15 protein-coding genes are annotated in these 13576 nt (G+C 33.6%); 1 reads left to right on the top strand and 14 read right to left on the bottom strand.

Annotated elements, in window-relative coordinates; all coding sequences use genetic code 11:
* Nucleotides 1–20 precede the first annotated feature (20 nt).
* The 5 genes from ACN0WY_RS08750 to ACN0WY_RS08730 are packed head-to-tail and all read right to left on the bottom strand — an operon-like array spanning nucleotide 21 to nucleotide 3268.
* Nucleotides 21–908, bottom strand: coding sequence for a TPM domain-containing protein (locus ACN0WY_RS08750; protein ID WP_417800113.1), 888 nt, complete (start codon nucleotides 906–908; stop codon nucleotides 21–23).
* Entirely contained in the window at nucleotides 889–1326 is a 438-nt protein-coding gene (locus ACN0WY_RS08745) for a TPM domain-containing protein (protein ID WP_417800112.1), read from the bottom strand. The genes ACN0WY_RS08750 and ACN0WY_RS08745 overlap by 20 nt, the downstream gene beginning before the upstream one ends.
* 6 nt (nucleotides 1327–1332) lie before the next feature.
* On the bottom strand, nucleotides 1333–1929 hold the full coding sequence (locus ACN0WY_RS08740) for a LemA family protein (protein ID WP_417800111.1): 597 nt from the start codon (nucleotides 1927–1929) through the stop codon (nucleotides 1333–1335).
* A 19-nt stretch (nucleotides 1930–1948) separates the two neighbouring features.
* Nucleotides 1949–2278: a MerR family transcriptional regulator gene (locus ACN0WY_RS08735; protein ID WP_330489252.1), complete on the bottom strand. Its 330-nt coding sequence runs from the start codon at nucleotides 2276–2278 to the stop codon at nucleotides 1949–1951.
* A 21-nt stretch (nucleotides 2279–2299) separates the two neighbouring features.
* Nucleotides 2300–3268: a M23 family metallopeptidase gene (locus ACN0WY_RS08730; protein WP_330489253.1), complete on the bottom strand. Its 969-nt coding sequence runs from the start codon at nucleotides 3266–3268 to the stop codon at nucleotides 2300–2302.
* A gap of 153 nt (nucleotides 3269–3421) precedes the next feature.
* On the opposite strand from ACN0WY_RS08730, the gene alaS reads away from it, so the two are divergent.
* Nucleotides 3422–6037 carry an alanine--tRNA ligase gene (gene alaS, locus ACN0WY_RS08725; protein ID WP_330489254.1) on the top strand — a complete coding sequence of 872 codons (2616 nt, stop codon included), beginning with the start codon at nucleotides 3422–3424 and terminating at the stop codon, nucleotides 6035–6037.
* Between the two features lie 38 nt (nucleotides 6038–6075).
* Here the strand turns inward: alaS and ACN0WY_RS08720 are convergent, their stop codons facing one another.
* The 9 genes from ACN0WY_RS08720 to ACN0WY_RS08680 are packed head-to-tail and all read right to left on the bottom strand — an operon-like array spanning nucleotide 6076 to nucleotide 13575.
* Nucleotides 6076–7362, bottom strand: coding sequence for a cryptochrome/photolyase family protein (locus ACN0WY_RS08720; RefSeq protein WP_417800110.1), 1287 nt, complete (start codon nucleotides 7360–7362; stop codon nucleotides 6076–6078).
* Entirely contained in the window at nucleotides 7352–7837 is a 486-nt protein-coding gene (locus tag ACN0WY_RS08715; protein ID WP_417800109.1) for an SRPBCC family protein, read from the bottom strand. The genes ACN0WY_RS08720 and ACN0WY_RS08715 overlap by 11 nt, the downstream gene beginning before the upstream one ends.
* Nucleotides 7837–8379 carry a glutathione peroxidase gene (locus ACN0WY_RS08710; RefSeq protein ID WP_417800108.1) on the bottom strand — a complete coding sequence of 181 codons (543 nt, stop codon included), beginning with the start codon at nucleotides 8377–8379 and terminating at the stop codon, nucleotides 7837–7839. The genes ACN0WY_RS08715 and ACN0WY_RS08710 overlap by 1 nt, the downstream gene beginning before the upstream one ends.
* A gap of 1 nt (nucleotide 8380) precedes the next feature.
* Entirely contained in the window at nucleotides 8381–8902 is a 522-nt protein-coding gene (locus tag ACN0WY_RS08705; RefSeq protein ID WP_417800107.1) for a CIA30 family protein, read from the bottom strand.
* 3 nt (nucleotides 8903–8905) lie between these two features.
* On the bottom strand, nucleotides 8906–9583 hold the full coding sequence (locus ACN0WY_RS08700; protein ID WP_330489258.1) for an SDR family oxidoreductase: 678 nt from the start codon (nucleotides 9581–9583) through the stop codon (nucleotides 8906–8908).
* 2 nt (nucleotides 9584–9585) lie between these two features.
* Entirely contained in the window at nucleotides 9586–11004 is a 1419-nt protein-coding gene (locus ACN0WY_RS08695) for an SDR family oxidoreductase (RefSeq protein WP_417800106.1), read from the bottom strand.
* The gene (locus tag ACN0WY_RS08690) at nucleotides 11001–11615 is read right to left on the bottom strand and encodes a flavin reductase family protein (protein ID WP_417800105.1); all 615 of its coding nucleotides are present in this window, start codon (nucleotides 11613–11615) and stop codon (nucleotides 11001–11003) included. Before ACN0WY_RS08690 ends, ACN0WY_RS08695 begins: the two co-directional genes overlap by 4 nt.
* On the bottom strand, nucleotides 11615–12925 hold the full coding sequence (locus ACN0WY_RS08685) for an ABC1 kinase family protein (RefSeq protein ID WP_417800104.1): 1311 nt from the start codon (nucleotides 12923–12925) through the stop codon (nucleotides 11615–11617). The genes ACN0WY_RS08690 and ACN0WY_RS08685 overlap by 1 nt, the downstream gene beginning before the upstream one ends.
* Nucleotides 12922–13575, bottom strand: coding sequence for a TetR family transcriptional regulator C-terminal domain-containing protein (locus ACN0WY_RS08680; RefSeq protein WP_099215763.1), 654 nt, complete (start codon nucleotides 13573–13575; stop codon nucleotides 12922–12924). Before ACN0WY_RS08680 ends, ACN0WY_RS08685 begins: the two co-directional genes overlap by 4 nt.
* Nucleotide 13576: the final 1 nt, after the last annotated feature.

Genomic DNA, 13576 nt, shown 5'->3' with positions numbered 1-13576 from the left:
TTACCAAATAAATGACGTTATTACCAGCCTCCTGTGGCTCCACCACCACCAAAGCCTCCGCCTCCGAAACCTCCGCCGAAGCCGCCTCCGCCACCAAAACCTCCTGACGATCCTCCACCGAAGCTTCCACCGCCAAAACCGCCTCTACCTGCGTTGCTTAAAATAATGGTTTCTAAAATACCTCTTGCTACATCTGATTTTCTGTAGCCTCTTCCTCCTCCACGGTTTCCTCTACTTCCACTTGAAATAATGATAAAGAATACTACCAGAATGATGATAAAGATAATAAAGCTAAAGTCTGTTTTTTTAGATTGTTTTCTAGAGCCTTTGTATTCACCACTCATTACCTTGAAAACAGCATCTACTCCACTGTTTAACCCAGCGTAATAGTCACCTTGTTTAAAGTAAGGAATAATGTCGTACTCTATAATTTGTCTAGAAACATAATCGGTTAATAGGTGTTCGGTTCCATAACCTGTTCGTATCGTTACTTTACGGTCATCTTTTGCCAGTAATATGAGCACTCCATTGTCTTCCTTCTTTTGCCCTATTTCCCATTTGTGTGCCCAGTTGGTAGCTAAATACCCTATTTCTTCTCCTTGTGTAGAGCTTATAATTGCTACCACTACTTGGGTTGAAGTGGTATCAGCATACCTAATTAGCTTATTTTCTAAGCTTTTCTTTTGACTGGGTGATAAAAGGTTGATATAATCGTAAACACTTGTTTGCTCTTTAGGTGTCTCAGGAATTTGAAACCCTTGTGAAAAAAGAGTGTGTCCGCATAAAAATGCAATAAAAAAAAGAACAACCTTTACTTTCTGTAACTTGTTTGTTCTTTTATATAATGACGTTATATTTTTTATCATATTTCTTCCTTCTATGAAGGTTTTAGCCTTTTGATATTTCATTACTTAGCTCATCTTCATCATCGGTAGTCCAAGGGAAGTGAGCCTGTAATTCTTTTCCTGCTTTTAGCACACCATCTATAATTCCTTGTTTAAAGTTTCCTTGTTTAAATTGGTTTTGGATGGCTTCTTTGGTTGTTTCCCAAAAGTTTTCTGGAACTACCTTGTCAATACCTTCATCACCATAAATTACAAATTTATGATCGTCAACAGCAATGTATAATAATACACCGTTTCGTTGCTGAGTATTAAACATTGTAAGCATTTGAAATACTTCTAGTGCTCGGTCATAATGAGAACCCTTAGTAGTTTTCTCTATATGTACACGAATTTCACCAGAAGTATTTCGTTCTGCTTCTCTAATAGCCTGAACGATTTCCTCTTCTTCTTTGGCAGTAAGAAAATCTTCTACGTTAGACATCTATTTTTAGAATTTAAAATCTACATCAGGAGCATTTTCTGAACCTGCATCTGATTTATAACGTGTCATTTCTGTTAAGTTGAACATACCTGCTAACAGGTTTCCAGGAAACATTTTAATGTGCTTATTGTAAACGTTTACAGCTTCGTTGTAACGATCACGTGCTACATTAATTCTATTTTCTGTTCCTTCTAACTGGCTTTGTAATTCTAAGAAATTTTTATTTGCTTTGATATCTGGGTAACGTTCTACAGATACTAATAACTTAGATAAAGCTCCGCTTAATCCTGTTTGTGCTTGTTGAAACTGTGCCATTTTTTCTGGCGTTAAATCACCAGCATTAATGTTTACTGAGGTTGCTTTTGCTCTTGCATTGATTACGTCTGTTAACGTACTTTTTTCAAAATCGGCTGCTCCTTGTACAGTCTTTACTAAGTTACCAATTAAGTCGTTTCTTCGTTGGTAAGAACTCTCTACATTAGACCATGTAGTTTTAGCATCTTCCTGGTACGTTACTGCTGTATTATAAAATCCTTTTGCCCATGAATAAATTCCAAATACTAAAACTCCTATAATAATTAAAGGCACTAACCATTTTTTCATAATTTTTGATTTTTTGTAATTATAATTGATTTTTGATTTTTATTAACTCTGCTTTTACAGTTTCTAATCTACTAATAATTTCCTGATTATTTACGACTCCCTCTGGGTTTTTCTTTAGTTTTTGTTTGGCTCCGTCTAAAGTAAAACCTCTTTCTTTTACAAGATTGTAAATAATTTTAAAGTTTTTTACGTCTTCTTGTGTAAACAACCGATCGCCTTTGGCATTTTTTTTAGGATTGATGATTTCAAACTCTTTATCCCAAAATCGTATAAGTGAACTATTCACCCCAAAAGCTTTAGCCACTTCTCCTATTTTATAATATCGTTTATCGGGTAAGTCTACATACATTTTTCACAACTTGTTATGTGTTTAGTCATACGACTGACCTTTTTGTTGTGAAGCTTTCTGCATCGCTACAAACTCTTCTGGAGTTAAATCTCCGTAGTAATAATAAATAGGATTTACAGGCCTACCATTTTTATGCACTTCATAATGCAAATGTGGTGCTGCAGAACGCCCTGTATTTCCAACATAACCTATTAAATCGCCACGTTTTACTTTTTGTCCTCTCTTAGCTTCAATCTTACTCATATGAGCGTAAATAGTTTCATAACCATACCCATGATCAATATAAACTACTTTTCCAAAAGTAGAACTTCTATGTGCTTTTTTAACAACACCGTTTCCAGAGGCAAAAATTGGAGTCCCCGTAGGTGCAGTAAAATCCATTCCGTTATGCATACGCCACGACTTTAAAATAGGATGTAAACGCATACCATAACCAGAGGCCATTCTTTTTAAATCTTGGTTTTTTACAGGTTGAATCGCCGGTATTGAAGCTAGCATTTTTTCTTTTTCTTTAGCTAGCTCAACAATCTCATCTAACGATTTTGATTGCACTACCATTTGTTTTGATAAAATATCTAACTCTTTGGTTACTTTTTTTACCATTGAACTATTGTCAAAACCATCTAAGTGTTTGTACCTATTAACACCACCAAAACCTGCTTTTCGTTGCTCTTCAGGAATTGGACTTGCTTCAAAATATGTTCGGTAAATATTGTTATCTCTTTCTTGTAAATCGGTTAAGATTTGAGCACTTTCTTCCATTTTTTTTGAAAGTAACTCGTAATGTAATTTTAAGTTTTCTAATTCTCTTTTTTGAGCTCGCTCTTTTGGAGACATTAAAAACTGGCTAAAGCCTATAAAACCAAAAAAAGCAATTAATAAAAAACTAAGTAGCCCCAAAAAAGTTTTCTTATACTTTTCACTTCTTCTAACCTCTATCTTTCTATAGGATAAAGTATCTGGGTCATAATAATATTTTACTTTTGCCATAATGCTAAATGTACTATTTTTGTGCTTTTTAAATTAAGCATCCTGAGGGGATGTACAATTTGAAAACTCACAAATTTACAAAATCTTTTAAAACTTCTTTTTACAAGCAGTTTTTTAAACATATTTTAACAAAATTCAGATACCCAGAGTTGTATGAAATCTCAAGATATTAGAGCTAAATTTTTAGATTTTTTTAAATCAAAACAGCACGAAATAGTTCCTTCAGCACCCATGGTGTTAAAGAACGATCCTACTTTAATGTTCACCAACGCTGGTATGGTGCCTTTTAAAGAGTTTTTCTTAGGAAACTCAACTCCTAAAAATAGTAGAGTTTCTGATACTCAAAAGTGTTTACGTGTTTCTGGTAAACACAACGATTTGGAAGAGGTTGGTTACGATACTTACCACCATACCATGTTTGAAATGTTAGGTAACTGGAGTTTTGGTGATTATTTTAAGGAAGAAGCTATTGCTTGGGCTTGGGAGTTATTAACTGAAGTTTACAAAGTAGATAAAGACATTTTGTACGTAACTGTTTTTGAAGGTGATGAAAAGGATGGTACAAAAATGGATCAAGAGGCATACGATATTTGGAAGCAATACATTGCTGAAGATCGTATCTTAATGGGTAATAAAAAAGATAACTTCTGGGAAATGGGTGAACAAGGTCCTTGTGGTCCGTGTTCTGAGATCCATGTCGATATTCGTTCTGCTGAAGAAAAAGCTAAGGTGGATGGAAAATCGTTAGTAAATGAAGATCATCCTCAGGTTGTTGAAATCTGGAACTTGGTATTTATGCAATACAATCGTAAAGCAGATGGTTCTTTAGTAGAGCTTCCAGCGAAACACATCGATACCGGTATGGGGTTTGAGCGTTTATGTATGGTATTACAAGGAGTTCAATCGAACTACGATACCGATGTATTTACTCCATTAATTAGAGAGATAGAAACAATTACTGGTACTACTTATGGTAAAGATGAAAAAATAGATATTGCTATTCGTGTAGTTGCTGATCACGTTCGTGCTGTTGCTTTTGCGATTGCCGATGGTCAGTTACCAAGTAATAACGGTGCGGGTTATGTAATCCGTAGAATTTTACGTCGTGCTATTCGTTATGGTTTTACTTTCTTAAACCAGAAAGAGCCTTTTATTTATAAGTTAGTAGAAACTTTAGCATACCAAATGGGAGGCGCATTCCCTGAAATTAGAAAACAAAATACTTTAGTACACAATGTAATTAAAGAAGAAGAAACTTCTTTCTTACGTACATTAGATCAAGGGTTATTATTACTAGACCAAGTTATTGCAACTACCAATGGTAAAACTGTATCTGGTAAACGTGCTTTTGAATTATACGACACTTACGGATTCCCTCTTGATTTAACACAGTTAATCGCTCGTGAAAAGGGCTATGAAATTAATGAAGAGGAATTTAATGCGGGCATGAAAGCTCAAAAAGAGCGTTCTCGTGCAGCTTCTGCAAGTGAAACAGGTGATTGGGTTGTTTTATTAGATGATGATGTTGAAGAGTTTATCGGGTACGATATATTAACTACCAATGTAAGATTAACTCGCTACAGAAAAGTTAGTACCAAAAAAGACGGTGACCAATATCAACTAGTGTTTAACATGACTCCTTTTTATCCAGAAGGTGGTGGACAGGTGGGTGACAAAGGATATATTGAAGCTCCTAATGGTGATATTATTTATGTGCTTGACACCAAAAAAGAGAACAATGTTATCATTCATTTCACAAAGAATTTACCTAAAAACTTACACGAAACTTTTAAGGCTGTTGTAAATAAAGAACACAGAAGTTTAGCAGCTAGTAACCACTCGGCTACTCACTTATTACACCAAGCGTTACGTACTATTTTAGGAGATCATGTAGAACAAAAAGGTTCGTTGGTGAGTCCTGATTATTTACGTTTTGATTTTTCTCACTTCTCTAAAGTAGACAATGATCAATTAGAAGCTGTTGAGGAATTCGTAAATGCTCGTATTCGTGAAAATCTTCCATTACAAGAGCAAAGAAATATACCAATGCAACAAGCTATTGATGAAGGTGCTGTAGCGTTATTTGGTGAAAAATATGGTGATAGTGTTCGTACCATTCGTTTTGGACAATCAATGGAATTATGTGGAGGTACGCACGTACAACAAACTGGCGATATTTGGTATTTCAAAATAAAGTCGGAAGGTGCTGTCGCTGCAGGAATCAGAAGAATCGAAGCAATTACCAATGTAGCTGTTGGCGATTATTTTGAAGATGTTGAGCGCAACTACGATGCAGTAAAACAATTATTGAAAAATCCTAAAGATGTTGCTAAATCGGTAAGTAGTTTACAAGATGAAAATGCTGCTTTAAAAAAGCAAGTTGAACAACTATTAAAGGATAAAGCTAAAAATATGAAAGGCGAACTTAAAAACCAATTACAAGAGGTAAATGGAGTTCAGTTTTTAGCAACTAAAGTAGATTTAGATCCTAACAGCATTAAAAACTTATTATTTGAATTGGGTGGAGAAATCAACAATTTATTTGTGGTATTTGCTACTGCTCCTTCTGCTGAAAAGGCAATGTTAACTTGTTATATTTCTAAAGAGTTAGCTAATGAAAAAGGCTATGATGCTGGTAAAGTTGTTAGAGAGTTAGGAAAACTAATCCACGGTGGTGGTGGTGGACAAAATTTCTTTGCAACTGCTGGTGGTAAAAACCCTGGTGGAATTCCAAAAGCATTAGAGAGAGCTAAAGACTATATCGCTTAATACATACTAAAAAGGTTCAGAAAATTCTGAACCTTTTTTTATTGCAGTGCTTTTTTATAGGTATTGATCGCTCTTTCTCTCGCAAACTTGTGTTCTACCATTGGTTGCGGATAGGTTAGCTCATCAAAGTCTCTTACCCATTTTCTAACATATTGTAAATCTTTATCAAACTTTTTTAATTGAGATTCTGGGTTGAATACTCTAAAATATGGGGCTGCATCGCAACCCGTACCTGCTGCCCATTGCCAATTCCCATTATTTGCTGACAGGTCATAATCCAATAGCTTTTCTGCAAAGTACGCTTCTCCCCAACGCCAATCAATCAATAAATGTTTGCATAAAAAGCCTGCGGTTATCATACGTACTCTGTTGTGCATATATCCTGTTGTATTCAGCTCTCGCATGCCTGCATCAACCATCGGATACCCTGTGTTACCTTCACACCATTTTTTAAATTCTTCTTCGTTGTTCCTCCAAGGAACAGCATCGTACTTTTGTTTAAAGTTCTGAGTAACTACTTTCGGAAAGTGATATAAAATCTGCATAAAAAACTCACGCCAAATCAACTCACTTAAAAAAGTTTGGTTGGTTGTTAACGCAAATCGAACCATTTTTCGAGTACTTACCAATCCAAAACGTAAATAAGGTGATAAATACGAAGTTTTGTCTTGCGAAGGAAAGTCTCTTACCTCATCATATTCCTCTAAATTAGATAGGTTGTATGGTTTTACTTTAATCGTACTTTCTTCAAAACCTATGGAAGCTAATGATGGAAATTCAGATAAAAACTGATAAAAGTTAACAAAGTCAATTGTAAACTCTTGTGTATCTTTCTTTTCAGAGAAGTTTTGCAACCACTTGTTTTTATAGGGTGTGAAAACTGTATATGGAGTTCCGTCGTTTTTTAAAACTTCGTTTTCTTCAAAAATTACTTGATCTTTAAAAGCTTTAAATATTATTCCTTTTGATGCTAAAAAGTCGGCTACTTCCTTATCTCTTTTAATTGCATAAGGTTCGTAATCTTTATTTGTGTAAACTGCTTCAATTGTATATTCTTCTGTTAGTTTTTTCCAAATTGCTAACGGTTTTCCTTTTTTTATTATAAGAGATGATTGATGTTTTCTTAACTCTTTATCAAGTTGTTGTAGCATTTGATAAATAAACGTTACACGCGCATCATGTTTAGGAAGACTTTCTAAAATATCTTCATCAAAAATAAATAACGGAATTACCTTGTTTCCTGATTGAAGCGCTTCATGCAATCCTTTGTTATCTTCTAAACGTAAATCTCGACGAAACCAAAAAATCGATACTTTATTTTCCATTAAATAGTTTTTCTAACGTACGATAACGATGTTCAAAAATTCCTTTTAACTGCCTTTTTATAAAGATTGATTGGGCGATATGTCCTAAAAAACCAAAAGGTATTTTGTAGGATATTTTGTCTTTCATCAATGTTTTTCCATTTGGCAACTCTTCAAACCAATGTTCGTGATGCCACATGTTATAAGGGCCAAATCGCTGTTCATCTATAAAAAACTGTTGTTCTTTTACTTGTGTTATTTCAGTAACCCAACTAGACTTAATGCCTGGTAAAATCCCTACTTTGTAGGTAATTATTTGCCCCGCATAGGCTTTTTTATCAACCTCAGAAGTAATTTGAAAGCCCATATGTGACGGTGTTATTTTTTGTAAGTTTCCTGGAGAACTAAAAAAATCCCACGCTTTTCTTAACGGAACGTTTAATATTTGCTCTGTTGATAAAGTATAAATACCTGAATGTTTTTTGAAATGAATCATTACAATAGTTTGGTAATTTTCTTGCTCATTGGCTTGGTGATTGAATAAAAAACATCAACTAACCTTCCTTCTTCATCTACCAAATATTTTTGAAAATTCCATTTTACTGAAGAACTCATTTTTCCGTTTTTCTCTTTTTGTGTTAACCATTGGTATAACGGGTGTTGATTTTCTCCTTTAACCTCAATTTTTTCTGTCATAGGAAAATCTACTCCATAGGTTACACTACAAAACGATTGAATTTCTTTTATTGTTCCTGGTTCTTGGCCTCCAAATTGATTACATGGCAATCCTATAATTACTAATTTATCCTTATGTTTTGTGTATAACTCTTGTAAACCTTCATACTGATTTGTAAAGCCACATTTTGATGCTACATTTACAAATAGTATTTTCTTTCCTTTAAATTGATGAAGATCTAAATTTTCTCCATTGATTCCTTCAATTTTTATATCGTACAACGATTCTTTAGGAACAACTGTTTGTGCTTTTCCTGAAAAACTAAATAATGCCATGATTAAGAATATTTTTACTGTGTTCATTTTATTGAATTGCTATTTTTATGATTTCTAACGAAAAGTTTTCGTCCTTTTTGTTCCCTATTAAAACTGCTACTTCTTTTATTTGGTTAGCAGAAAAATTACCAAAGCTTAACTTTCTACCTCTAAAAGCGGGATAAAACCCTGTTAGTGGTAATATAATTTCTTGTTCTTGCTTGTTGGTTCTGAATGCTTGCACATAAGAATAACGTTGAGATTCGTCTGACTTTAATCGTAATTGATATTGCTTATCATCTCCTTTTACCCTTAACACTACCTTTGAATGTTTGTTTAAACTTATAGCTGTTGACATTCTGGTCATAGCAAATCCACCATTATTTTCAGTAGAAACTCTTCCTGAAAAAACTAAGTATCCTTTCTCATTAATTTTCACAGAAGAACTAGAAATACCTCCCATAACAGTATCGTTAGTGATATACCACTTTTGTGTGTTGTTGTCTTTATCAAAAATTATAATCTCATCATTCAAATACATAAGAAAACTTAGAATTAAAAACCATTTCATTTTCTACATTTTTACACTTACAATTCCAGCATCCATAGGAATTATTTGTCCTGTCATTGACGCAGCTGCTTCTGAAAGTAAAAAGGTTGCCAATCCTGCTACTTCTTCTGCTTTTAAATATTTTTTTAGCGGATGCCTATTTTGTAAACTTTCTTGTTGTTTTTCATTTCGTAATAAACGAGCAGCCAATGGTGTATCGGTTACTGTAGGAGCAATGGCATTAAATCGGATTTTAGTCGCATATTCTGCCGCTAGCGATTTTGTTAGTCCCTCAATTGCTGATTTACTTGTTGCAATACTTGCATGAAAAGGCATTCCTAAAAACGAAGCTACCGTACTAAACAACACAACGCTTCCGTTATTTTTTGTCAAAGCCCCTTCATAAGCTTTCAGTGTTTTAATTGCTCCTATTACGTTTATTTCAAAATCAGTTTTAAAATCTGCTATTTTTAATCTTGAAAAGGATTTAAGATTGATGCTTCCCGGACAATAAACTAATCCGTGAACTTCTTCTAATTCTGGAAGTTCATCTTTGGTAACATCACATGTATAATGTTTTATATTTTCATGAGTTTCTGGTTCGGTTCTACTAATATTGATAATTCTATGAGTTTCTTTTAAATCATCAATAATTGCTTTACCAATACCGCTACTCCCTCCTACTACTACAATTGTTTTCATACTTACGCTTTTATTAAATGATGAATCATTCCTTTAAATACAAATGCGTGAAAAGGTAAAACGGCATACCAGTACATTCTTCCCCAAATTCCTTTAGGTCTAAAAACGGCTCTTTGATATAATTTGTCTTTTACTATTTTAAACTCTAACCACGCTTCTCCGGGTAGTTTCATTTCAGCAAATAAAATCAACCGCTTATTCTTTTTATCTGCCAATAACACTCTCCAAAAATCGAGTGGGTCTCCTGGTTCTAATTCTGTGGGATGTCTTCTACCTCTTCGCAATCCAACACCTCCAAAAAGTTTATCTATATATCCTCTTATCTTCCAAAGAAAATTGAATTTATACCATCCTGTTTGTCCTCCTATACTCCAAATTTTATGTAGTGTCTTTGTTTCATTTTGTACTTCTCTAACTCTCACATCTTTAAAACAGCCGTATTGAGGTATTTGAATATGTTTTGCTAGTTGGTCATGAAAAACACCACTACTCACGGCATCTTTCCAGCTAGAAATTACTTCGTTTTGCTCTATTTTTTGAAAAGCTAATGCTACAGCTTCTTTATAGGTTATTGGCGCTACATTAAGTAACGTATTAATGTTACTTGGTTTTGCGATTACTTCAACCTTCATACTATCTACTAAGGCTTGTGCTAGGTTAAAAGAGGTTGATGTTACAAAATATAGCCAATAGGAAGATAGTTTTGGTGTTAGTACTGGAAGTGTATAAATGTATCTTTTAAACCCTCTTACCTCAGCAAACTGTAACAACATTTCCTTATAGGTTAGTACCTCAGGACCGCAGATATCAAAAGATCTATTGTAGGTTTCTTTAACTTGTAAACTATTCTCTAAAAAAGCTAATACGTCTCTAACCGCAATAGGCTGTGTTTTCGTTTTCAACCATTTAGGAGTTACCATTACTGGAAGCTTCTCTACAATGTCTCTTATAATTTCAAAAGAAGCACTTCCGCTTCCTACAATAATTCCTGCTCTAAAGGTGGTTAAGGCATAACTGTTTGATTGTAACTTTTTTTCTACTTCGTATCTTGATTTTAGGTGCTTGGACAGCGAATTGTCATTAACTATTCCGCTTAAATACACCACTTGCTTACAGTTAGTAGTCTCTACTAGTTTTTTAAAATTCTGTGCACAGGTTAACTCTAAGTTTTCAAAGTTTTCTGATGTCGTCGCCATCGAATGTATTAAATAATACGCTGCATCGATATCTTTTGGAAAGCGTGTATTTTCTATATTTAAAAAATCAACTTTTATAAAAGTAACATTCGGATTGTTTTCAAACTCATCTGGTATTCTATCTAAATCACGAACACAACAAACTAACTGGTGATTACTTTCTAGTAACCTAACAATTAATCGTTTTCCTATATAACCTGTTGTGCCTGTAACTAAGATTTTCATTCCTTGGGTCTTTGATACGACAATCTTGTATAGTTTTCTGCGACCATATAGGTATCTAATCCATTAATGGCAGCTACTTTTTCTTTGGATAAGTTTAAAAAACCATCTTCTGACAACATAGCGTCCTTAAAATACAAATCCGTTACTTCACCTAACACTAAAATAGTTCCATTGACTTTTATATGATGCTCTTCTAAAAACTTCATTCCTATTTGTAAGGGTGACTCTGCTACAAATGGAGCATAGAAGTTATTTTTAAATTCTTCCGAAAGTGTTGTTTTATCAAATTCTGAAATTTCCGAAGGATATTTAGCCGAGGTATGATGCGCTTCCTCAATTATTGCTTCATTAATAGCATTGATTGTATAATATCCTGTTTCTTTGATATTGTTATACGTATTCCTCACAACGGTTGTGGGGCGTAATACAAATCCTAAAATTGCTGGACTAGAACCATAATGTACCACCGAACTAAATACTGCAACATTGGTTATGTTATCAGTTGATTTTGTCGCAATAAGATTTGCTGGTTTATAACCAGAAATGCTATTCATCAAATTTATTTTATACAGATGAGGAAACTCGTCTATTTGTTGACGTGTAATGTGCATTATATCGTATTAAAATTATTGATTTTTACCTTGTTTGCTTTTAAGTCGTGCATTAAGTTATACAAACCAAAAAATGTTCGGTTGATATAAATGAAGTGTTTTGACCCTCTATTTCCGTTCATCTTTTTAAGCTCGGTACTCTTGGCATATTTCTGACCCAAATCTGCTATTTTCCCGAAGAAAATGGCATCAGAAAAATCAAATTCTTCTTGCTGAAAAGGTTGTGTAAAGAGTGATAACATCTCATAAAAAAGCGACTTAAAAAAGGTTATTTCTTCAGGTGTATCGTCTTTTCTTAAAATTTCTAATTCATAGAGTTTACTTTCAAAAAAAGCTGGATTATCTATATTCTCTCGTTTTGCTAGTTCGAAATAAGGCACATAAAAACTTTCAGGAACTTCTTTCATGCATCCAAAATCGATAACGATCAATTCATTTGATTTGGACACTAAAAAATTCCCTGGATGCGGGTCTGCATGTACTTTTTTTAGCTTGTGCATTTGGTACATGTAAAAATCCCACAAAGCTTGTCCTAGTTTATTTGAAACATCTTCAGTTTGTTCTTCTTTAGTAAATTCTGACAGGTGAACTCCATCCATCCAGTCCATCGTTAAAATCCTATCTGATGACAAGTCTGGATAGTAGTTTGGGAATTTTAAATTTGGAATATGTTTACAGGCATTAGCAATTTCATTACTCTGAGCTAGCTCTAATTCATAATTAGTTTCCTCTAAAAGTTTGTCTTCAACTTCTTTGAAGTATTCGTCAGAGCCTTCACCTTTAATATTAAACATTTTCATTGCGATGGGTTTTACCATCGCTAAATCGGTTGAAATACTATCCGCTACTCCTGGATATTGAATTTTTACAGCTAGTTCCTTTCCATCTTTGGTGGCTTTGTGAACTTGCCCTATACTCGCTGCATTTACTGATTCTGCCGTAAACGTATCAAAAACTTCATTAGGTGTTTTACTGAAGTATTTTTTAAATGTTTTGGTTACTAAAGGTCCTGATAATGGCGGTACTGAAAACTGAGATAATGAGAATTTTTCTACATAAGCATTGGGTAAAATATTTTTTTCCATGCTTAGCATTTGCGCTACTTTTAATGCCGATCCTTTTAATTCTTTTAATCCGTCGTAAATATCGGTAGCATTGTCTTCGTTGAGCTGTTTTTTTGCTTCCTCTTCTGATTTGGTGATTTTATTTCCGTAGTATTTAGCATAGTTTACACCAACTTTTACTCCTGTTGTAACTAGTTTTGTAGCTCGTTCTATTTTTGAGGTTGGTATTTTATTTAGCGTTTTCATACCATTGGTGATTTTTCTTTCCACAAAAACTTTGCTAAATCAATCACACTTTTTACAGGTGCTATTTGCTGAATATCAAAACTTGCTTTAACTGATTTTTCTATAAAAAGATCTGTTTTTTCAAAATTAGGTGATTCATCATCTATCCAAAATTTTAAGATCATTAATAACTGCATCCAATATCCTTCTGCAACAGTTTTATCTTGAATTTTATTTACTTTTTCATTTTTAAAGTCAATTTTTTCAAGATCTAATCCGTTTACAAAATCAATAAATTCTACTCGCAACTCTTTCAATACAGATAATCTTGAAAAGTCGGTTTTCATTTCCTTGAATTGTAACAACACGTACGATCTGTTAGCTGTTAACAGTTCAAAAAAAGTAAAGTAAAAACTTAATAGTTTATCTTTTGATGGATAGTCTTTGTATGCCTCTGTTTTATGCAATAAGTGAATAGTTTCTTTTGCAAAAACTCCGAAAATAGCTTTTTCTAAACTTTCAAAACTTGAAAAATGTTTGTAAAAATCTGCCTCTTCAAAGTTGTTTTCTTGTGCGAAAGAAAATATGGAGTTTGGTTTACCTGCTGATAGTACAGCGTTCATATACCATTCTATTATTTTTTCTTGAGTTATGTTCTTTTTTTTTGCCATG

This window comes from Tenacibaculum sp. (assembly GCF_048269885.1).
GTDB lineage: Bacteria > Bacteroidota > Bacteroidia > Flavobacteriales > Flavobacteriaceae > Polaribacter.
Note: the sequence above shows the minus strand (reverse complement) of the source record. Positions and strands in the feature narration are given on the sequence as shown.